Source organism: Halomonas sp. HNIBRBA4712 (assembly GCF_043558675.1).
GTDB lineage: Bacteria > Pseudomonadota > Gammaproteobacteria > Pseudomonadales > Halomonadaceae > Vreelandella.
In genome coordinates this window covers 676,846-696,429 of the sequence record NZ_JBIFXR010000001.1, presented here as the reverse complement: position 1 = coordinate 696,429, position 19,584 = coordinate 676,846, and the positions used below count along the sequence as shown (strand labels likewise).

Annotated in this window: 16 protein-coding genes and 1 pseudogene; 12 read left to right on the top strand and 5 right to left on the bottom strand. The window is 60.0% G+C overall.

Annotation, left to right across the window (positions count from 1 at the left end):
- Positions 1-4 precede the first annotated feature (4 nt).
- The gene (locus tag ACGK9R_RS03285; RefSeq protein ID WP_394578131.1) at positions 5-1,195 is read left to right on the top strand and encodes an MFS transporter; all 1,191 of its coding nucleotides are present in this window, start codon (positions 5-7) and stop codon (positions 1,193-1,195) included.
- 217 nt (positions 1,196-1,412) lie between these two features.
- A complete protein-coding gene (locus ACGK9R_RS03280) occupies positions 1,413-1,619 on the top strand; it encodes a cold-shock protein (protein ID WP_252106441.1) in 207 nt (68 codons plus the stop codon).
- Positions 1,620-1,714: 95 nt separating this feature from the next.
- On the opposite strand, the gene ACGK9R_RS03275 is transcribed toward ACGK9R_RS03280, so the two are convergent.
- Both ACGK9R_RS03275 and ACGK9R_RS03270 read right to left on the bottom strand, forming a co-directional pair.
- On the bottom strand, positions 1,715-2,572 hold the full coding sequence (locus ACGK9R_RS03275; protein ID WP_394578130.1) for a putative RNA methyltransferase: 858 nt from the start codon (positions 2,570-2,572) through the stop codon (positions 1,715-1,717).
- 46 nt (positions 2,573-2,618) lie between these two features.
- Positions 2,619-3,551: a DMT family transporter gene (locus tag ACGK9R_RS03270; RefSeq protein WP_394578129.1), complete on the bottom strand. Its 933-nt coding sequence runs from the start codon at positions 3,549-3,551 to the stop codon at positions 2,619-2,621.
- Between the two features lie 96 nt (positions 3,552-3,647).
- Between ACGK9R_RS03270 and ACGK9R_RS03265 the strand changes: the two genes are divergently transcribed.
- Together ACGK9R_RS03265 and ACGK9R_RS03260 are read left to right on the top strand one after the other, a co-directional pair.
- Positions 3,648-4,595 (top strand): LysR substrate-binding domain-containing protein, encoded by a 948-nt coding sequence (locus ACGK9R_RS03265; protein WP_394578128.1) that lies wholly within the window; start codon positions 3,648-3,650, stop codon positions 4,593-4,595.
- A 228-nt stretch (positions 4,596-4,823) separates the two neighbouring features.
- Positions 4,824-7,958, top strand: coding sequence for an MFS transporter (locus ACGK9R_RS03260; protein ID WP_394578127.1), 3,135 nt, complete (start codon positions 4,824-4,826; stop codon positions 7,956-7,958).
- 29 nt (positions 7,959-7,987) lie between these two features.
- On the opposite strand, the gene ACGK9R_RS03255 is transcribed toward ACGK9R_RS03260, so the two are convergent.
- Both ACGK9R_RS03255 and ACGK9R_RS03250 read right to left on the bottom strand, forming a co-directional pair.
- On the bottom strand, positions 7,988-9,067 hold the full coding sequence (locus ACGK9R_RS03255) for an AraC family transcriptional regulator (protein ID WP_394578126.1): 1,080 nt from the start codon (positions 9,065-9,067) through the stop codon (positions 7,988-7,990).
- A gap of 159 nt (positions 9,068-9,226) precedes the next feature.
- On the bottom strand, positions 9,227-10,231 hold the full coding sequence (locus tag ACGK9R_RS03250; RefSeq protein ID WP_394578125.1) for a phosphotransferase enzyme family protein: 1,005 nt from the start codon (positions 10,229-10,231) through the stop codon (positions 9,227-9,229).
- 250 nt (positions 10,232-10,481) lie between these two features.
- Between ACGK9R_RS03250 and ACGK9R_RS03245 the strand changes: the two genes are divergently transcribed.
- The 7 genes from ACGK9R_RS03245 (at position 10,482) to ACGK9R_RS03215 (ending at position 17,502) form a co-directional block, all read left to right on the top strand.
- The gene (locus ACGK9R_RS03245; protein WP_394578124.1) at positions 10,482-11,822 is read left to right on the top strand and encodes an aspartate aminotransferase family protein; all 1,341 of its coding nucleotides are present in this window, start codon (positions 10,482-10,484) and stop codon (positions 11,820-11,822) included.
- A gap of 237 nt (positions 11,823-12,059) precedes the next feature.
- Positions 12,060-12,803, top strand: a complete 744-nt coding sequence (locus tag ACGK9R_RS03240) for an HpcH/HpaI aldolase/citrate lyase family protein (protein WP_394578123.1) — start codon at positions 12,060-12,062, stop codon at positions 12,801-12,803.
- On the top strand, positions 12,803-13,600 hold the full coding sequence (locus tag ACGK9R_RS03235) for a carbon-nitrogen hydrolase family protein (RefSeq protein ID WP_394578122.1): 798 nt from the start codon (positions 12,803-12,805) through the stop codon (positions 13,598-13,600). Before ACGK9R_RS03240 ends, ACGK9R_RS03235 begins: the two co-directional genes overlap by 1 nt.
- A 4-nt stretch (positions 13,601-13,604) precedes the next feature.
- On the top strand, positions 13,605-14,690 hold the full coding sequence (locus tag ACGK9R_RS03230; protein ID WP_394578121.1) for a C4-dicarboxylate TRAP transporter substrate-binding protein: 1,086 nt from the start codon (positions 13,605-13,607) through the stop codon (positions 14,688-14,690).
- Positions 14,687-15,178 carry a TRAP transporter small permease gene (locus ACGK9R_RS03225; RefSeq protein WP_394578120.1) on the top strand — a complete coding sequence of 164 codons (492 nt, stop codon included), beginning with the start codon at positions 14,687-14,689 and terminating at the stop codon, positions 15,176-15,178. The genes ACGK9R_RS03230 and ACGK9R_RS03225 overlap by 4 nt, the downstream gene beginning before the upstream one ends.
- A gap of 136 nt (positions 15,179-15,314) precedes the next feature.
- Positions 15,315-16,664, top strand: a complete 1,350-nt coding sequence (locus ACGK9R_RS03220) for a TRAP transporter large permease (protein ID WP_394578119.1) — start codon at positions 15,315-15,317, stop codon at positions 16,662-16,664.
- Positions 16,665-16,842: 178 nt separating this feature from the next.
- Entirely contained in the window at positions 16,843-17,502 is a 660-nt protein-coding gene (locus tag ACGK9R_RS03215) for a GntR family transcriptional regulator (RefSeq protein WP_394578118.1), read from the top strand.
- 7 nt (positions 17,503-17,509) lie between these two features.
- On the opposite strand, the pseudogene ACGK9R_RS03210 reads toward ACGK9R_RS03215, so the two are convergent.
- Positions 17,510-18,702, bottom strand: a pseudogene (locus ACGK9R_RS03210) (ISL3 family transposase).
- Between the two features lie 275 nt (positions 18,703-18,977).
- Here ACGK9R_RS03210 and ACGK9R_RS03205 point away from each other — a divergent pair.
- Positions 18,978-19,577: a nitroreductase family protein gene (locus tag ACGK9R_RS03205; RefSeq protein WP_394578117.1), complete on the top strand. Its 600-nt coding sequence runs from the start codon at positions 18,978-18,980 to the stop codon at positions 19,575-19,577.
- Positions 19,578-19,584 lie beyond the last annotated feature (7 nt).

The following is a 19,584-nucleotide window of genomic DNA, read 5'->3' as shown; positions in this document are numbered from 1 at the left end:
CACAATGGCAACGCCGCACCGAATGTCGATTCATCTGATTGCGCTGGGCGCCTTCGCGCTAGGCATGGCCTCGTACGTTACCGCGGGGTTGATCCCGCTGATCACGCTAAGTTTTTCCATCTCCGACGCCGCCGCCGCGCAGCTGGTGACCGCGTTCACCCTGGCTTACGGGATGGGTTCGCCCCTGGTGGTGGCGCTGCTGCCCGCGCGCCATCAACGCGATGCCCTTCTCGCTGCGCTTGCGCTTTTCACGCTGGCTAACGCCTTGAGCGCCATGGCCGAAAGCTATCCGCTCCTGCTGGCCTGGCGCGCGCTGGCCGGCGCCGCCGCTGGCGTCTACCTGGCGCTGGGCATCGCCGCGGCCGCCGCGCTTGCAGGTGAAGCTGGCCGTGGCAAGGCGATCGCTACCCTCATGGGCGGTATGGCCAGCGGTACGGTACTCGGCGTGCCGCTGGCGCTGATACTGGCCGAGCGCTTCGGCTGGCCCCAGGCGCTCTGGCTGATTACCGCGCTGGGCGCCGTGGCCGGCCTGGGGCTCGCGGCGAGGCTTCCGGCGCTGCCCGCACCGGCGCCGGTGGCGCTTGTGCGAAAGCTTTCGCTGCTCAAGCACCCAGCGACGCTGTCGATTCTGGGCGTTTCGCTGCTGGCGGCGGTGGCGAGTCTTGGCATGTACACCTTCATTGCTCCGTTCATGGCGGTGCCAGCGTTTGGCGGCGTCTCGTCCATCGCGCTCTATCTATGGGTGTGGGGCGCAGGCGGCATCGCCGGCAGCTTTCTGATCGGCCCGCTCGTCGACCGCTTTGGTGATACCGGCGTCACGTTGATCATCATGGCGCTGCTCGCGCTCTCACTGCTTTTACTCCCCATGGCCGCCGCGCTTCACCCCTGGCTTGCGCTGGCGCCGATCATGCTTTGGGGCGCGGCGGGCTGGGCGCTGCAGGTACCGCAAAATAATCGCTTGATGGCGCTGCGAAAGCCGCACGGCGACGCCCAGCTGGCAGTGGCGCTCAACGAGTCGGCGCTCTATCTGGGAAGCGCCCTGGGCGCGGCGGCGGGCGGGCTCTGGCTTTCTGCCTCGCTCTCGATCGGCGCGCTTGCCCTGGCGGGCGCTGCGGTAGCCGCGCTGGGGGCACTTTTGCAGCTTGTATCGATGCGCTGCGAGCCGGCACCGTCCGGCGAGTCATGCCGCGTTTGAGCCATCCCAACGCGCCGGGAGAAAATAATTGCAAAAAGGCTTTGACGCCCAGGCCCAATCGTGACACTGTGGTGCCAGTTGGTTAGCAAGCAGCATGGTTTCAGTAGCGTACGATCTTTTCGGCAGCCTGATATTGTATTCCTTGTTTCACCCGCTACTTCATCTGGGTCATACCAGGAACGTTATAACAGCGCACTTTGCGCGAAAGGATTTAGACATGGCAACTGGCACAGTCAAGTGGTTCAACGACACTAAAGGTTTCGGCTTCATCGCTCCTTCTGACGGTGGCGACGACCTTTTTGCTCACTTCTCCGAAATTCAAGCCGACGGCTTCAAGACCCTGCAGGAAGGCGCGACCGTATCGTTCGACGTCACTCAGGGCAAGAAAGGCCTTCAGGCGTCCAACATCAAGCAGACTTCTTAATCTTTAGATTAACTGTTTGAGCGGGCTTTTAGTCCGCACCACAAGGCCCGCTTCTGCGGGCCTTGTTGCGTTTAAGCACTACCATTTATCCACTGTTATCCCACCTTGACCCACCGCTTGATCACCACGTCGATACTCAAGCTCAGGGAGGTCAGCGCCAGCGCGCGCTCACGCCCCTCGGCCGTGGCACGATAAAGATGCGGCGTCATCGCTAGAAGATCGGAAATCTCCTCGGCGCTTCGTAGCGTGGCGCGATCATTCACGCGCTGGGTGCTTGCCAGGGTGAATCCAGCGGGTGTATCGGCGTCTTCGGCCCGCGGCGCCTTGAGCCGGGGGTAGATGATGTCGCGCAGCTCGCGCAGATGCTCTGGCCCCGCTTCCACCTGCAGCCAGACGCCGCCGGGCTTGAGCGCGCGCTGAAATTCGCTCACCACGGGAAAGCCGAACATGCACAAGAGCCGGTCGAGCGTGGCGCTTCGCACCGGAAGACTTGCGTTACTGCCGACCGCCCAGCGAATGCCGAGCGGCGGCGACGGCGGGCGGCTCTGGCGCGCCGCGGCGAGCACCGCCCACTTAGAGATATCCAGCCCCATCAGCGAAAGTGGCGCGTTGGACGCTCCTGCCAAATGGCGAAGGTAATAGCCTTCGCCACAGCCAGCGTCCAGGCACGCAAGCGGCTCGCCTTCCGGCGCATCCTCCAGCGTGGCGGCGCTGACGGCGTCGGCCACCGGCTGGTAGTAGCCGGCGCTCAAGAAGCGCTGGCGCGCGGCCACCATCGCCTTGCTGTCGCCCGGGTCCGCCGAGCGCTTTTGCTGTACCGGCAAAAGGTTCACGTGGCCCTGTTTGGCGATATCGAAATTGTGCCCCGACGGGCAGCGAAGCGCGCGGCCATCGAGGGTCAGCACCTGACCGTCCAGCGGGCAGGCCAGGGCGTTAAAGGGAGTCACCGTCATGGGGTCAACGTCACAAGAGCTCTTCAGTGGATGAAAAATCGAACGCTCAGCGCATGACCAGTACGAGTCCCAGCAGGATGAACCCGCAGCCGACCATGAAAGCGATGCCCAGCGGCTCGCCGAGCAGTAGCGTACCAAAAAGTACGCCAAAAAGCGGTGCCAGCAGCGAGAATACCCCGAGCTGCGAGGCGCGAAAGCGGCGCAGCAGCGAAAACCACAAAAGCAGCGCGGCAAACGAGATGATCAACGCCTGAAACCCGAGGCTCATTAGCGTCAGCGGCGTGAAGCGCGCGGCGAGAAGCTCCCCAGTCAGCAGCGCCGCCGGTAGCAGTATGAGCGCGGTAACGCTCAACTGAAACCCCAGCGTCAGCTCGGCGGGCGCACGGGAGAGTGAACTTGTGCGAATCACCAGCGTCGTCGCGGCCCAGCAGAGCCCGGCCAGAAGCCCCAACGCATCGCCCAGCAGAATCTCTTTTGATGCCGACGCCGGCCCCGGCGTCATGGCCACCGCCATACCGGCAAAGGCAAGCCCCACGCCGCCCCACTGACGCCAGGCGAGCTGCTCGTCGGGTACAAAGTGGTGTAGCCCCAGTGCGGCGAAGATCGGCGCCGTGTAAAGAAACACCGACATGTGCGAGGCCAGGGTGTACTCAAGCCCCCAGGCGAGAAACAGAAACTCGCCGGTAAACCCCAGCCCAACGAGTACGCCGGGGCGCCAGTGAGCGCGAACATCGCGGGCGCGCAGCCTTTTCGCGTAGGCAAACCCGAGCACCACCATGGCAGCGATCGCAGAGCGCAGGGCGATCTGGGACAAGGGCGATATTTCCTCGGCCACCCCCTTGATCGCGACCTGCTGTAACCCTAGCGCCAAACAAAACAGCACCATCAGCGAGGCCGCGCCTGCGTTCACCGGGCGGCGGTCCTGGACCACGGTAGCTGCGTAAGTAGCTGATGAGTTTAACGAGCCTTGCGGTTTCACGGCGTTTCTCCTCTACAATGAAGGCGCCATTGCAGCAACCAGCGGGCTTTTCCACAAACGATTAGTCGTCACCCGAAGACTCAGGAAAACTCATTCATGCACAGGTCGAGACTACCGCTCAACGCGCTGCGCGCCTTCGCCGAAGCTGCCGAGCAGCAGAGCTTCAAGCGCGCCGCACAGACCCTGGGCGTGAGCCCCGGGGCGGTCAGCCGGCAGGTCAAGCTGCTCGAGGCGCGGCTGAACACGCCGCTATTCGAGCGCCACGCGCGCGGGGTGGTGGTCAACGAGGCAGGCAAGCTCCTGGCCACCGAGGTGCAGGCGGGGCTTTCGCGCATGGTCCAGGGCGTGGAGAAGATCACCCGGCGCGAAAGCAATCACTTCGAACTGGTGATCAGTGCGCCGCCGTCGTTTTTACAGCTCTGGCTGCTGCCGCGCCTGCCGCAGTTCGAAGCCAGCGAGCGCTCGATCCACATTTCGCTGGACGCCGACGCCCGTCTGACGCCACCGATGTGGCCGCCAAACCGCGCCCGGCTCTCGCTGCGCTACGGCCAGCCGCCCTGGCCCGGGGTCGAAAGTCACGCGCTGTTCGAGGACCGGCTCTTTCCGGTCTGTGCGCCGGCGCTGCTCGAGCGCCAGCACCTGGAGTCGCCGGAGGATCTGCTGACCCAGACGCTACTCGCGGTGGACTGGGAAACGACGAGCCGGGTCCCGGATTGGGCGGACTGGTTCGAACAGGCACTCGGAGCGTCGCAGCGCCTGCCACGCCAGCGGCGCTACTCGCTGTACAGCATGGCGCTGGATCAGGCGATCGCCGGCCAGGGCGTAGTACTGGCAAGCTATCCGCTGATCGCCGACCGACTGGCAAGCGGTGTACTGGTGCGCCCCTTCGGCGAGCGCCACGCGTACTGCTCCGGGCTCGTCTACGCGCTCATTCTGCCGCCCGGCGGCGAGACGCCGGCGCCGGTGGCACGCTTCATCGAGTGGCTCGCCCGCCAGGTTGCCGAGCTTCAGGTGGATTCGCCCGCCCCCCCAAGGTCTGTTTGAAAAGCCGACGAGCGAAGCCAAAATAAGGCAACAATTGGCGCAGTAGCGGAGTTTGCGTTAAGTAAATGAGCATTCTGATCGGCCTTGCGCGCAAGCCCATTTTTAACGCCGTATTGTCGAGCGCAGACACTTATCAGGCAGCGCCTGGCGCGAGCGCGGGTTGACGATATACTGCCAACGCCAGCCATCCCCTTTACCGATTTGCCAGCGCGGAGAAACGACGACACCATGTTGAGGCTTTTGCACCACAAGGGCGCTCGGCCCTACCTGATCGCGCTGTTTCTCAACGCCTTCGTGGATATCGGCCACAAGGTCGTGCTGCAAAACACGCTGTTCAGAAGCGCCGAAGGGCCCGAGCAGATCGCCTTGACCGCGCTGGTCAATGCGCTGATTCTTCTGCCGTTCATCGTACTGTTCATGCCGGCGGGGTGGATAGTTAGTGCCCTGCCCCGCGTTCGGGTGCTGCGCGGGGCGGCGTGGCTGGCGTTTGGCGTAACACTGGCGATCACGGCGGCCTACGCGGCGGGGCTCTTCTGGTTGGCGCTGCTCCTGACGCTGGTGCTGTCGATTCAGTCAGCGCTCTACTCGCCGGCGAAGTACGCACTGATCGTGACGCTTTTCGGCAAGCAGCGCCTGGCCGAGGCCAACGGGCTGGTTCAGGCGGTGACGCTGGCGGCGATTCTGGCCGCCACGGCGCTTTTTACCATCGCCTTCGAGGCACTGGTACCCGCCGGCGCCGGTGCGCGGGGCGCGATACTGGCAAGCGCTGCGCCGCTGGGTGCGGTATTGATCGTCAATAGCGTGATTCAGCTGGTACTGCTTTATCGGCTGCCGCTGGATCGCCCCCTCGAGGTACAGCCCCGGCGCGCCGGACCCGCCCTGCACCCTGCGGCCGCCCGCCAGCGGCTTCGCGCGGTGGCGCGTCAGCCGGTGCTGCGTTTGTCGATCATCGGGCTGGCGGCGTTCTGGTCGGTGGGCCAGGTGCTGCTGGCCGCGTTTCCCGCCTACGCCAAGGGCGCACTGGGGATCGAGAGCACGCTGGTGCTGCAGGGGATTCTCGCCGCCAGCGGTGTGGGTATTACGCTTGGGTCGATACTCGCCGGCCACTTCTCGCGTAACCGGATCGAAACCGGCCTGATTCCGGTCGGCGCACTCGGCATCGCGCTGGGCCTTATGGCCCTGCCCTTTCTTTCCTCGCCGCTTACTCAAGCGCTCAACTTCGTCTTTCTCGGCATTATGGGCGGGCTTTTCATCGTACCGCTCAACGCGCTGATACAGTTTCACGCCGAAGAGCGTGAACTCGGCAGCGCGCTCTCGGCGAGCAACGCCTTTCAGCACCTGACCATGCTCGGTTTTTTGATCGTTACCGCGCTCATGGCGCTGAGCGGGCTCGACAGCCGCTTTCTTCTGGGACTGATCGCCGCGGTCGCTCTTCTGGGCGGCGCCTACACCGTGGTGAAGCTGCCCCAGAGCCTGGTGCGCTTCGTGCTGAGCTTTCTGCTCACTCGCCACTACCGTGTGGCGGTTCACGGCCTGGAAAACCTGCCCTCGCAAGGCGGCGTGCTGCTGCTGGGCAACCACATCAGCTGGATCGACTGGGCGATGGTGCAGATCGCCTCTCCCCGCCCGGTGCGCTTCGTGATGCTCAAGAGCGTGTATGAGCGCTGGTACCTGCGCGGTTTTCTCAAAGCGCTGGGCTGCATTCCCATCGAGCGCGGTGAAAACGCCGAAAAGGCGCTGGAGGCGGTGGCCAGGCAGCTCAACGCCGGTGAGGTGGTCTGCCTGTTCCCGGAAGGTGCGATCAGCCGCACCGGCCAGCTCGGCGAGTTTCGTCGTGGCTACCAGCGCGCCTGCGAAAAGGCGAACCCGGACGTGGTCATCGTGCCGTTCTACCTGCGCGGGCTGTGGGGCAGCCAGTTCTCGCGCTCCTCACAACGGCTAAAGACGCTGCGAAACGCGCCCTTCCACCGCTCGGTGGTGGTGGCCTTTGGCGATCCGCTTTCAAAGGACACCCCGGCGGACGTGCTCAAGCGACGCATTTTCGAGCAGGCCTCGCGCTCCTGGCAGCATTCCATGGAGACACTGGAGCCCTTGGGCGTTGGCTGGATCAAGAGCGTCAAACGCCGCCCGCGCGAGCTGGCCCTGGTCGACGCCTCGCGCCGCGGCCTGAGCGCCGCCGAGGCGCTTTGCGAAAGCGCGCTGATCGCCAGGCGGCTTACGCCGCTCTCGCGCCAGGCGCCGCTCGGGCTGCTGCTACCGGGCAGCATCGACGGCGCGCTGACCACCATGGCCGCGCTGATGGGCAGTAAAACGCCGGTGGCGCTCTCGCCCGCCGACCCGGCGCTGCTCGAGGCCGTCATCGAGCGCGCGGGTATCACCACGGTGGTGACCTCGCGCGCCTATCTCGAGCGCCTCGAACAGGCCGTAAGCGCACCGCTTTCGCGCCTTCGAGTGGTGTATCTCGAAGATTTCGCGCCGGGGCGCGCCGAGCGTTTCATGACCCGGCTCGGCGTTCACCTGCTGCCCACGGCGCTGCTGCGTGCCTGGCTTGTGACGTCATCAAGCAGCGACGCCACCGCGGCGATCGTATTTACCGGCGAAAGCATCGAGACGCTCAGAGGCGTGAAGCTCAGCCACCGCAACCTGATGGCCAATATCCAGCAGCTTTCGGATGCGCTCAACACCGAACACAGCGACGCCCTGCTGGCCACACCCGCCCCGCACGCGGCCTACGGGCTGACTGCCACACTATTGGCCCTGATCGAAGGGCTGGTGCTGGTGTACCCGCCGGACGCTCAGGACCCCGCCGGCGTTGCCAGAACCCTCGCCCGCCATCAGGCGACGGTGCTGTGCACCGATGCGCCCTTTTTGCGCGAGCTTTGGCACACCGAAAAGGTGCACCCGCTGATGCTCGAAAGCCTGCGCGTGGTGGTGACCGGCGGCGAGGCGGTCGATGAGGCGCTCAGAGAAGGCTTCGAGGGCAAGTTCTACAAGCGGATTCTGGAAGGCTATGGCGTCACCGAAGCCGCGCCGGTTGCCACGGTGAACCTGCCCGATGCGCTGGATATCCACTACCTGCAAATTCAGCGCGGCGCGAAGGTGGGAAGCGTGGGCATGCCGCTGCCCGGCACCAGCATCAAGATCGTGGATGGCAAAACGCTCGAAGAGCAGCCTACCGGCGAACCCGGCACGATCCTCATCAGCGGCCCTCAGGTAATGCAGGGCTATTTTGAGGACCCCGCGCGCACCGCCGCCGCGCTCAGAAAAATCGATGGACACACTTGGCTTGTGACGAGCGATCGAGGCTTCGTGGATGCGAACGGCTTCTTGACTCTGGTGAGTGTGGCAAGCGTTACCCTATGATATAGCACCAGAATTTCATTTAATATCACTCATGAATTTACAAGCGTCCGAACACCCTCCTCCCTACGCCACTGGCGAGGACTGGTACCAAACCAACGCTTGAAGGCACGGGAAAATGCGCTGGTTTCTGAATACCCTAGTAGCAGCGCCATTTCCGAAACAGGTAGATGTTTTTGTTGCAAATAGTGCGTTGCCAACTCGCGGCGAACGCCGTCCACCACGTTGGAGAAGTTGATGGCTTCGTCATGCAGGCGCCGCTGTAGTGACCAGCCGGACATTCCCAGTCGCTCGGCCACGCATTCGAGCGCCGGTTCGCCTTCTGCCAGCATCAGCTGCACCTGACTGCGGGTCTTCTCGACAATGCCTTGATGCGGGGCCATGCTATTGAGCCGCCGAATAGTGTCCTGCAGCACCATCAAGAGAACGGGGTCGCTTTCCGGCATCGCGCAGCGTACGTCATGCTTGGGAATCACCAGCGCATTGACCGGCTGCTCGAAATAGACCGGCGCGTCGAAGATCTTGCAGTGCTCGTGCCACTGCTCGGGTCGGGGGTGTTCGAAGTAGACCTCGCGAGGCGCCCAGTGCGGGCCCAGTGCGTGGCGGACAAGATTGAGAATCATGCCTATCGTCAGCTCGGCATCCTGCCGGCGACACAGAATGGCGCCGTGGCGCACCTGGTAATAGAAGCGCCAGCACTCCCCCGTATCGACCCACCGGGTCAGGGTATCGTGCTGATGAAAGGGAAAAGCCGCGACAACGTTGGCAAGCGCCTGCTCCAGCGTGGCCGAACACAGCCCAATATAGCCAATCAGCCCAAGCGCCTGGGGCTTGAATTGCTTGCCGTAGTGCAGGCCGAAGTTATCAAAATGGGCGTGACTGGCGGCCTCTTCCAGGACCTGGCAGTAGTTGGCAAGCCCCAGACTCAGCGTCGGGCTCGTCAATAGCGCAGGATCGATGCCGCTGACCCCGAACACATGGTCAATATCCCCCCCATGGCGGGTAATGAACCCCCCAAGCCCCGAGGCCGCCGCCGACAATACGCCGCGATTGCCGGTGGCCATGGCGGGAACGGCCTCCGTCAGTGCCGGATGAAGCGAAGATGTGATCATGGCGGCCTCTGCTCATAAGTTAACGAACCAACGGCAATACCGAGCAATATTCGCGCCATTTTTCCCGCTAACCGACATGACGAAGTGACCGCCTTGAATCCCGTTCATGCCTCCCATTGATAAGTCGTCACACCAACGCGATTGCACACATACGGTGCATCACGCACCAATCGGGAGCCGCTTGCCCTCCAGATAGCGCTTGCATAGTCGTACGGTGTGACCGACCCACTCGGAGCCCAAGCTCCTGGCCATCTCGGTATCGGCGTGAGAGGCCATCCAAGCGGTCATTTGAATGCGGCGCTGGATTAGCATGCTGGGAATGATCGCCCGCTCCTCCTCGCTTAGGGTAATCACCTCTTCGTAGCCTTTTAGCCACTGCTCGACCCACACCTCGGCGTTGGGGTGGTGCTCCTCGAAACTGATGGCTGCCGCCAAATCGTGCAGGTACCACCCCATGCCGCAGTCATCGAAGTCGATGACCCGGGTTTCGCCCTCGTGCATCAACAAATTGGTCAGACGCAAGTCAGCGTGGATCAGCCCGTAGCGGGAGGCGTCCTTGCCAAACCCGGCCATTGCCTCGTCGATAGAGCGCAAGGCCTTCTCAACCACGCTTTTATCATCGAGCGAAAGCCCTGGAGCGTCGCGCCAGTCGCCCCAGTGTCCCTCCGGTCCCACCATGGTGTCGTGATTCCAAACGATACGCTGAAACCCTTCGGGTTGAGGCCAGCCTCGGCTGTGCTCGTGCAATTTGGCAGTAATGCGCCCCAGCTGGTGGAACGAGCGCGGATCCACCTCGGTGGTCGGCATCTCTCCCTCCATCCAGTGAAAAAGTACCGCGTGGCGCTCGCTGCCGTCAGGTAGAGCCAAGGTGAGCACGCGCTCGCCGCCTGCATCCGCAATGGCTTCGGGCACCTGAATGCCGGTCTCGCGCAGGGCATCTAGCCAGGCAAGCTCACTTTCGATATCAGCTTTTTGATGATAGTTGGCGCGATGCAGGCGCAGGGCGTGGCGCCTACCTTCCACCGTAAGGACGAAGGTGGCATTTTCCGACCGGCACAAAAGCGCGACCTCGCCCTGTAGATGCGGCTCGTAGCGGGTCATGGCTTGCTCAGCCAAACGGGTCAAGGCGGCATTGTCCAAAGTATCGTACTGCTCGGCGCTCATGAGTCACTCCTCGTGTTGTCCCCGGATGGAGCTAGCATGGCGCGTGCCAACCGCTAGCGCTTGACCTAGCGACACACCAGGTTGACCTCAGCGCGCAGCGCCCCCGCCGTCAACGTCAAGTTGACCGCAGCGCGCGAACGTATGGGTGCTGAGGTCAAGTTTGCGCTGCCGGGCAGTGGCATTATCGAGACAGCAATATCAAGCGCAGTGATTCAGACGCCGGCAAGGCGCCCACGCTCAGGAGGAGTTTATGCCCGTACGTTCGACCATCATGGATACCAACAGCTTTCGCGCCGAGCATGCCGAGGCGCTACCCGCCGACATTCGCCGGCTGACGCAGCGGCGCAGCGACGTACTGGGTGAGTCCTACCGTCTGTTCTACCGCCAGCCGGTGCACCTGGTGAAAGGCCAAGGGCAATATCTGTGGGATGCCGAGGGAAAGCAGTACTTGGACGTATACAACAACGTTGCCAGTATCGGCCACTGTCATCCTGCCGTTATAGCCGCCGTTCACGAACAGATGCAGAAGCTCAATACCCACACCCGCTACCTGCACGAGCGCATTCTCGACTATACCGACGAGCTGCTGGCCACCCTGCCACCCGAGATCGACCGAGCCATGTACATGTGTACGGGCTCGGAAGCCAACGACCTGGCCATGCGCGTTGCCTACGCCTATAGCGGCGGCACCGGCATCATCGTGAGTCAGGAGGCCTATCACGGCACCAGCTACCTTACTTCCGGTGCATCACCGGCACTGGGCAGCGGCCAGCCGCTGGCCCCCACCACTCGCCTGGTGTCGCCGCCGGATCGCTACCGCGTCACTGCCAATGACTTGGGCGCCTGGTTCGCCAACGAGATTCAGCGTCAGATCGACGACTTGGCGGCCAACGGTATCAAGTTCGCCGGGTTTCTCGCCGACTCGATCTTCTCCTCCGACGGCGTACTGCCTGGTCCCCCCGGCGTGCTAAAACAGGCTATCGACGTGGTTCACGCCAATGGCGGTATCTTTATCGCCGATGAAGTTCAGCCGGGTTTTGCTCGTACCGGGGATGCCTTCTGGGGGTTCGCGCGCCACGGTGTGGTGCCGGACATCGTGACGACCGGCAAGCCGATGGGTAATGGCATCCCCGTTTCGGGTCTTTTGGCCAGACACGAGGTACTCGCGGCCTTCAGCGACCAAGTGCCCTACTTCAACACTTTCGGCGGCAACCCGGTCGCCATGGCCGCCGCACAGGCGGTACTAGGCACCATTCAAGAGGAGAGATTGCAGGCACATAGCCAGAAGGTCGGTGCCAAACTGCTGGCCGAACTGGGAGCGCTGCAGAAGACCCACGAGTGCGTAGGCGACGTGCGTGGTGCGGGGCTTTTCATCGGCTTCGAGCTGGTCAGCGAGCGCCAGAACAAGACGCCGGACAAGGCGCTGGCGCTGGACCTGATCGAGGCGCTACGCCAGGAGCGCGTACTCACGTCGGTCGCCGGCCCCCACGGCAACGTGCTCAAACTGCGCCCCCCGCTTGCCTTCCAAGAAGCGGATATCGACTGGCTGGTGGGCGCCCTCGACCGGTGTTTGACAGGGCTGGGTCGCTAGGGCGGTGAAAAAAAACATTCACTGATCCTTCCTGTTTTGGTTTGGCTTTGGACCTAGCGAGTTCCAAGAGATTGTAGTGATTCATTGAAACCGGACACCTGCTTTCATTACGCACTTTTTAACAATTGCCATTACAAATTTACATACAAAAAATACCGAAGTATTGACGACATATAGATCTTAATATAAACATACTCTGTGTATACATGAAGAATACGAAGAGTTTTGGAGATAAAAATGAGCAAACCGAAGCTAAGCATTTGGCTGACAGAACCTTCAACGGCGGCGGTAGAAATTGCCCAGCTGGCCGGGTACGACACTATCGTGCTGGACGTCGAACATGGTTTGTTCGATTTGGCGGCGATGGATTGGCTCATTCCCTCTATTCGCGCGCGCGGCATGCGCGTGATTGTCAAAGTGTTGGGCCCCGAGCGCGGGCCGATTCAACAGGCACTCGATTTCGGCGCCAACGGTGTGGCCATCCCGCATATCGAGTCCGCTGAGCACGCTCAACAGGTCTGTGGCTACGCAAAGTTCCCGCCGCTGGGGGACAGAAGCTTTGCCGGTGGTCGAGTCTCCAGCTACCGCGGCTTTTCCGATAACTGGCTCACCACTCAGGATACCGAGTACCAGTGCTTTCCCATGATCGAAGATGGTAGCGCCTTCGACAGCGTTGAAGAGATCCTTGCCCTCGAATGTGTCGACGGTATTTTCATTGGCCCGTCCGATCTGAGCATGCGCCGTGGCCGCGGCGCCTATAGCGTGAGCGAAGACGACCTGGACGATATTCGCTATTTGGCGAGAGCCGCCTGCAAAGCCAACAAGCCTTGGATACTCCCGGCCTGGAGCGAAGCCGAGCGCCAAGTAGCCATCGATGAAAAAGCCGCGACCATCGTGCTGACCATGCAATATGGTGCGCTGTTGAATGGCTTTAGCCAAGCACTGACCGATTTTAAAAAGATGGAAGAGGAAACCCGCTAATGTCGCTGATTTCTGCCGTCATTCAATACGCACCGACCGAAGACAAAGCCGAAAACCTCGCGACAATCGAGAAGCTACTTCGCCAAGCGACGAGCCAACGCGTTCGCCTTGCCATCCTGCCCGAATACGCCATCTACACCGTTCCCAAAATGGATGATCGTTTCGTCGCTAACGCCGAGTCGCTGGACGGGCCGAGCCTCACGCAGCTCATCAAACTGTCTCAAGAGCTAGGAATCGCGGTGGTGGCCGGTATCAACGAAACGGCGGGTAATGGGCGTATTCACAATACTCTTGTGGCCATGGATCAGGGGGAGATCCAAGCCGTGTACCGCAAAGTGCACCTTTACGATGCCTTTGGATATCGTGAATCGGACCGGGTCAACGCCGCAGCACCCAATAATGGCTCACTGTTTGAAATAGACGGCTACACCGTGGGCATGCACACTTGCTACGACCTTCGCTTCCCGGAAACCACTCGGTCACTGATCGACCAGGGAGCCAACGTGGTGGCACTACCCGCGGAGTGGATTCCCGGGCCGCTCAAGGAGTACCACTGGAACACTCTCATTCGCGCACGCGCTATCGAGAACACAATCTATGTGTTGGCGGCAGATCAGTGCGCGCCGACAGGCTCGGGTCATAGTGCCATTATCGATCCCATGGGTATTGCGTTGAGTGCACTAGGTGAGGCGGAAGGCGTCGGGGTGGCCGAGCTAACCGCCGAGCGGCTGAGTAATGTAAGAGCAATGAACCCCGCCCTCGAACTACGTCGTTTCAAAGTCTCGGCAATGGAGTAACCCCATGGCCTTTCAGATTACAACTACAAAAGCGGTTTTGACCACACTCTCAGTTTTGATGGCCGGCGCACTCGCCGGCTGCACTCAGAAAAGTGCCGACTACGTGCTTCATTACAGTACTTACTCCAGCGCCAATTCCGATCAGTCGAAAACCGTGCAGCGCTGGGCCGAGGAGATAGAACGCCTAACAGATGGCAAGGTACAGGTCGAATTTCACTATAGCCAAAGTCTCATTGGCGCTGATTCGGCACTTCAAGCGACTCTCGACGGACGTACCGACCTAGCCCAAGTAGGTTCGATGTACGCTGCCTCGGACCTGCCGATGTACACCGTCACCGAGTTGCCGTTCGAAACCCAGAACCCCAAAGCGCAAATGACGGCCATAGAGCGCCTTTACAACGAGAACACCACCTTTAGAGAGGATTTTGACCGCCAAGGGGCCAAGCTGCTTTTCCCCCTGCCGCTGGGCGCCGTCGTGCTCGGACTAAACGAGCCCGCCGATAGCCCGGCGGACTTGCGCGGACGCTCTATCAGGTCGGGAGGCCTCACGTCGGAAGTTCTGTTAACCGCTGACGTGAACCCGGTAGCCATGACCGCCAACGATATCTACGAGTCGATGGAACGGGGCATCATTGACGGGTACTCCGCGATTGCCGCAGCCAATCTGCCGGCCTTCAGTCTGTCAGAAGCGACGCCCTACTTGGTCAACCCTGGAATCGGTACTTTCGCAAGTTCCATCGTGATCATGAACGTTGAGCTCTTCGAGTCGATGCCGCCGGAGTATCAAGAAGCGATCGAACAGGCGTCCGCGCTGAGTATCGATGTCGGCCTTGAGGAGATGGATGCCGCCGGTGAAGTCGCGTGCAACGACCTTTTAGCGTCCAACGCCGCACTCTCTGAGTTTGCGGGTGCTGATATCGAGCGCTGGAGCGAGCAGGTCGACATCGCATCGAACTGGATCGAACGTTACGCGCGCAGAAGCTACGACGCCCGGTCTGTGCTCGAAGACTATCGGCGTATCATTAGTGAGGAAGAGCGCGAGACCTCATATGCGGATCCCCTGTTAAGCTGTCTGGAGAGAGCGAGATGAAAACCTCCCAAGTTACTCGCAAAATAGCGTCATTGCTGAGTATGGCAGCCGGTCTGCTCCTGCTTGGTGTGATTTTACTGACGGTTGCCGATGTGGTCTCACGAAACGTGCTGAGCGCTTCAATTCTAGGCACCGTGGAAATCTCGACCCTACTGCTGGTCACCATTGCCTTTTTAGGCTTGGCCTCTGCGGAAATCGATGGTCGGCACGTGGCCGTCAACCTCATAGAAGAGAAGCTCCCTCTTGGCTCAAGAAAAGTGCTCTGCGCGGTTCGCATACTGCTGCTGCTTGGCCTTTTCGCGATCGTTGCCTGGGGGCTTTTTTACGTTTTTTTATCCTCGATTGACCGTCAAGAGACGACTAACGGCATTTTAAGGCTACCCACGTGGCCAGCCAAACTAGTGTTATTTGGATCTTTTTCGTTCTACTTCGTCGTGGCCCTGTTATCAAGCATTGGCGAACTCAAAAATAAGCGGCGGGAACAATAAGGCGTAACTTTTTAAACACGCGCCAAGCATTTATCAACATTCGTTCAACCGCACTGATTAACCATACGGGTAAAACGCTCTGCGTAAATAACTCCCGGTGAGCAAACTATAATATAGATTCTACAGGATAACGAACATGTCTCCAGACAGTATAATGGCGCTCGTGCTTGTACTCGTGACGTTTCTGTGCCTGCTCGCGATACGCTTTCATGTCGGCTTGTCGCTGATGCTATCAGGGCTTATTGGTGTCATGGTGCTAAGAACCACGGATGCCGCCATTTCCGCCGTCACTAACGCGCCCTACACCACCTCGTTCAACTACTCCTTGGTCATCATTCCGCTTTTTATTTTGATGGGCGTTTTAGCGGTGCGCGCAGGATTGGCACAAGCCGGCTTCGACATCGCCTCGCGCCTACTCGCCAAATTTCCCGGCGGAGCTGCCCTCTCCTCGCTGGCGGGCTCCGGCCTGTTTGCTGCGGTCACGGGATCAAGTGTGGCGACGGTTGCCACCTTGGCGCGGGTCTCTACCGACGCAATTACGCAAGCCAAGCATCATATCCGCTTGGCTGCCGGGGTAGTATGCGCAGGCGGCACGCTGGGGGTGCTGATTCCGCCCTCCATCGTGTTAGTGCTGTACGGCATCATTACCGAAGAGTCCATCGGCCAGCTGCTTCTCGCCGGTATTGGCCCAGGCCTTTTGACTATTGCTGCTTACGCATCGACTATAGTGGTGCTGGTACTGTTTTTTGAACGCCGCGCGGATCATACTCACGCTGCCTCGACCACACCCTCCACGAAAGCCAGCGCGGCTACCCCCAAATCGGCACTCGATATCATGGGTGGAGCGTATCTATTCATCATCTTTATGGTCTCGATCGGCACAATTTACTTAGGAATCGCCACCTCGACAGAGGCCGCGTCTTTCGGTGCCCTAGCGGCGCTGATTATCTTTGCCGTTCGCGTCAAATTCGCCAATCTCTTTAGCGCCATCAAAGAGCCATTGAGCGAGACCATTGGCCTGACGGCCATGACGTTTTTGCTACTGACCGGTGCTGGCGTATTTACTTACTTTCTTGCGCTGTCCGGCGCATCCACCTCACTGGTTAATTGGGTGGTATCCGCCGACCTACCACCCTATGGAGTGCTCATCATCTGCCTACTTTTATTACTGCCTTTGGGCATGTTTTTGGATGGCATTTCGATGATTCTCATTGCAGGCCCCATTTTGCACCCCATACTGACCAGCTATGGTTTCGACGGTATCTGGCTGGGGGTGATCATCGTTAAAGTTGCCGAAATGGCGCTCATCACGCCGCCCGTGGGGATGAATGTCTTTGTCTACTCGGGCACGGTCAAGGAGATCCCCATCAGCGATGCTTTCAAAGGGGTTTTTCCCTTCATCATCGCCGACTTCGTCGTCGTGGCCTTGTTGATTCTTGTCCCCGGAATCATCACTCTTCTACCCAGTCTATCCGGCGCTTCCTGAAGCAGAAAAGCTCCCGGCACTCTTGATAAAGAAGCCGGGGCTTTGCGATGGCTGCCTTTCGTCATTTGAAAACTTGCCCCTTTTTGGAAAGGAACGAGCATAAAAGGTGTTATCAAACTCTGTTATAATGAAAAAAGTCACGCCATGTCATTCAATCGTTATCTTTCAGGTTTTTTAAATGGACAGAAAAAAAGCCAAACAAAACACTCCCTCTATAAAAGAGAAGGTTTACTTCCACATCCGCAACAAGATTATTAAAAGCGATATATTAGGTGGAGAGTTCATAGAAGAAGAAGAAGTCACCGATGAGTTAGGTGTCTCAAGAACCCCCGTGCGTGAAGCATTCTCGCGCCTAGAGGCCGAACGCTTTATCGACTTGATACCGCGCAAGGGCGCACGCGTACGTCAAATTACCGGCCAAGAAATTATCGATATCTATGAAACGCGGCGTCTAATCGAGATTCACGCCGCAAAGAGGATATGCAAGGAAAAGATCGATGTTCCGCTCGCCATGTACACCTACCATGAAGCGATGATAGTAGACACTCACGATATCGATTTTTACGAACATATCATTAACGATAGTGGGTTTCATGGCGCCATGGTGGATGCCATCGGTAATCCTGTTATATCGGATGTGTATAAATCGATACAAGAAAGGAAAATGCGCGTTGCCTATACAGCGCTGTCGATACGTCCCGACCGGCTAAGCGTTGTAACCGAACAGCACCAAAAGATTATCGCCGCCCTCGCTAATCACGATACAGATGAAGTAGCCGCATTGCTGGAAAGACACCTCCTTCCTGTTGAAGGCGTCATCTCCCGATTACCCAAATAATTTTGGTTCATCGCACTTTGCCGGGAAACGCGGCACGGATCTTCAGGAAGAAATACGCCGTGTCGCGGTATCCATAAGCCATTCGCTTGATGACCTTGATCCGATTGTTCATGCCCTCCAGCACGCTGGTGTTCAGCCGATGCCGGGCGCTGGACACGATCCCTGACAGGTAGGGCTTCAGCTTCCTGGCGAAGCCGGCCAGCGCCTCGATGCCGCTGTCCCGTGCCATCCCGCTCCACTCCTGCCAGCGAGTTCTGGCGTCTGCCTCGTCCTTCGCGAACCACAGGGTCTTGAGCTGATCCTTGAGCAGGTAGACCGTTGCCAGCGAAGCGGCAGCTCCTCTAGCTTGACCGCCTGGGCGGGCTTGAGGTTGTCGGCATTGCGTAGCAGCAGCCAGCGACTTTTCCTGATCACCTGGCGAGCGCCCTTATCCTCCTTCAGCTGGTTGGCCTGGTCGACACGCACCCGGTCCACTACCTCGCGCCCATATTTGGCGACCACATGGAAGAGGTCATACACCACCTCGGCATGGGGGCACTGTTCCCTCACTTCGAGATCGAAGGCCGAGTTCATGTCCATGGCCACTGCCTCGATCTGCGTTCGGGCATCGCCCAGCCACTCGAAGAACGGGCGGATGGCCTCACGGGAGCGGCCTTCCCCGACCCATACCACCTGTCGAGTATCCGCGCAGGCGACCACCGTGGCATAGCGGTGGCCCTTGTGCAGAGCGAACTCGTCCATCATCAACCGCCGAAGTCGCGTCGCATCAGGCGTGGAGAGGTCGCGCTGTAGCCGCTGTTGATCGAGCGTCTTGACGGTATGCCAGTGCAGCCCGCTCAGCTTGGCGACATGCTGGATGGGCAACAGGGTCACCATCCGCTCGACCCACTGGCGCAGTGTATCGGTGACCGGCGAGCGGCCCGGCAGCCAGTCGATACGCTCGCGCGTGGGGCCGCAGGCAGGACAGCGCAGCCGTCGTACCGGGACGTCGAGCTCCACCCGGTAGATCAGCAGCGGTGCCTCCCGGACACGCCGACGATGCACGTCATGCACCCGCCAACAGGGGTGGCCGCAGCCACTGCAGACGGGCGGAATCTGATCATCGGGCTCCAGTTGGAGCCGCAGCACCTGAGGCGCAAGGAACTCGTGATGGGTGATGGTGAAGCCTTTCCAGAACAGGCTCCAGGGGGTAGCATTCATGGTGACGGCGGTGTCCAGGTGAGGGGCTGAGGTTTATGGTGAACATCAGCTTACCCGGATTGACCGCCGTCCCTCCATCCGGCCTGGTTCACGCTGATCTGCGATGAACCATAATTTTCATCCTCCTCTCGACTGTGTGGCGTTGACAGACCCAATAATTTTATTCTTCCGTAACAATGACTTTTCTACATGGATTACTAAACCGCGTTAATCTAAATTAGGGCTAATCGATTGAGTATCGCCCAACGAACGCTGACAACTCAAGGAGAGATAGAATGACAAATCCCGCCATTAGCGTTTTTGAAACTCGCCGCAGCCAGTACGCGATCGGCAAACAGATCCCCCTGGACCAAGAGGCGACGAGCGCGCTGATCAAGCGCGCGGTGAAGCTCGCCCCGACATCGTTCAACTCGCAAAGCTCGCGGGCGGTGATTCTGTTTGGCGAGCACCACGACCGCTTGTGGCAAATCGTGATGGACACGCTGCGCGAGATCGTTCCCGTGGACGCCTTCGCGTCGACCGAGAAGAAGGTCAACGCCTTCGCTGCCGGCGCCGGCACGGTGCTGTTTTATGAAGATCAGGACGTGGTAAAAAACCTGCAGGAGAAGTTTCCGCTCTACGCCGACAACTTCCCGGTGTGGTCGGAACACGCCACCGGCATCGCCCAGTTCGCGGTGTGGACGGCGCTGAGTGAGGCCAACATCGGCGCAAGCCTTCAGCACTACAACCCGATTATCGACGAGGCAGTGGCGAAGGAATGGGATCTACCGTCGAGCTGGACGCTGCGCGCGCAGATGCCGTTTGGCTCCCATGAAAGCGGGTTCAGTGAAAAGACATTCATGGACGACAGCGAGCGTTTTCGCGTTTTCGCCTGATGTCTTC

What these genes read in the sequence shown, in the direction of transcription:
- ACGK9R_RS03285 (WP_394578131.1), top strand. Translation starts at nt 5, where the DNA reads ATGGCAACGCCGCACCGAATGTCGATTCATCTGATTGCGCTGGGCGCC.
- ACGK9R_RS03280 (WP_252106441.1), top strand. Translation starts at nt 1,413, where the DNA reads ATGGCAACTGGCACAGTCAAGTGGTTCAACGACACTAAAGGTTTCGGC.
- ACGK9R_RS03275 (WP_394578130.1), bottom strand. Translation starts at nt 2,572, where the DNA reads ATGACGGTGACTCCCTTTAACGCCCTGGCCTGCCCGCTGGACGGTCAG.
- ACGK9R_RS03265 (WP_394578128.1), top strand. Translation starts at nt 3,648, where the DNA reads ATGCACAGGTCGAGACTACCGCTCAACGCGCTGCGCGCCTTCGCCGAA.
- ACGK9R_RS03260 (WP_394578127.1), top strand. Translation starts at nt 4,824, where the DNA reads ATGTTGAGGCTTTTGCACCACAAGGGCGCTCGGCCCTACCTGATCGCG.
- ACGK9R_RS03255 (WP_394578126.1), bottom strand. Translation starts at nt 9,067, where the DNA reads ATGATCACATCTTCGCTTCATCCGGCACTGACGGAGGCCGTTCCCGCC.
- ACGK9R_RS03250 (WP_394578125.1), bottom strand. Translation starts at nt 10,231, where the DNA reads ATGAGCGCCGAGCAGTACGATACTTTGGACAATGCCGCCTTGACCCGT.
- ACGK9R_RS03245 (WP_394578124.1), top strand. Translation starts at nt 10,482, where the DNA reads ATGCCCGTACGTTCGACCATCATGGATACCAACAGCTTTCGCGCCGAG.
- ACGK9R_RS03240 (WP_394578123.1), top strand. Translation starts at nt 12,060, where the DNA reads ATGAGCAAACCGAAGCTAAGCATTTGGCTGACAGAACCTTCAACGGCG.
- ACGK9R_RS03235 (WP_394578122.1), top strand. Translation starts at nt 12,803, where the DNA reads ATGTCGCTGATTTCTGCCGTCATTCAATACGCACCGACCGAAGACAAA.
- ACGK9R_RS03230 (WP_394578121.1), top strand. Translation starts at nt 13,605, where the DNA reads ATGGCCTTTCAGATTACAACTACAAAAGCGGTTTTGACCACACTCTCA.
- ACGK9R_RS03225 (WP_394578120.1), top strand. Translation starts at nt 14,687, where the DNA reads ATGAAAACCTCCCAAGTTACTCGCAAAATAGCGTCATTGCTGAGTATG.
- ACGK9R_RS03220 (WP_394578119.1), top strand. Translation starts at nt 15,315, where the DNA reads ATGTCTCCAGACAGTATAATGGCGCTCGTGCTTGTACTCGTGACGTTT.
- ACGK9R_RS03215 (WP_394578118.1), top strand. Translation starts at nt 16,843, where the DNA reads ATGGACAGAAAAAAAGCCAAACAAAACACTCCCTCTATAAAAGAGAAG.
- ACGK9R_RS03205 (WP_394578117.1), top strand. Translation starts at nt 18,978, where the DNA reads ATGACAAATCCCGCCATTAGCGTTTTTGAAACTCGCCGCAGCCAGTAC.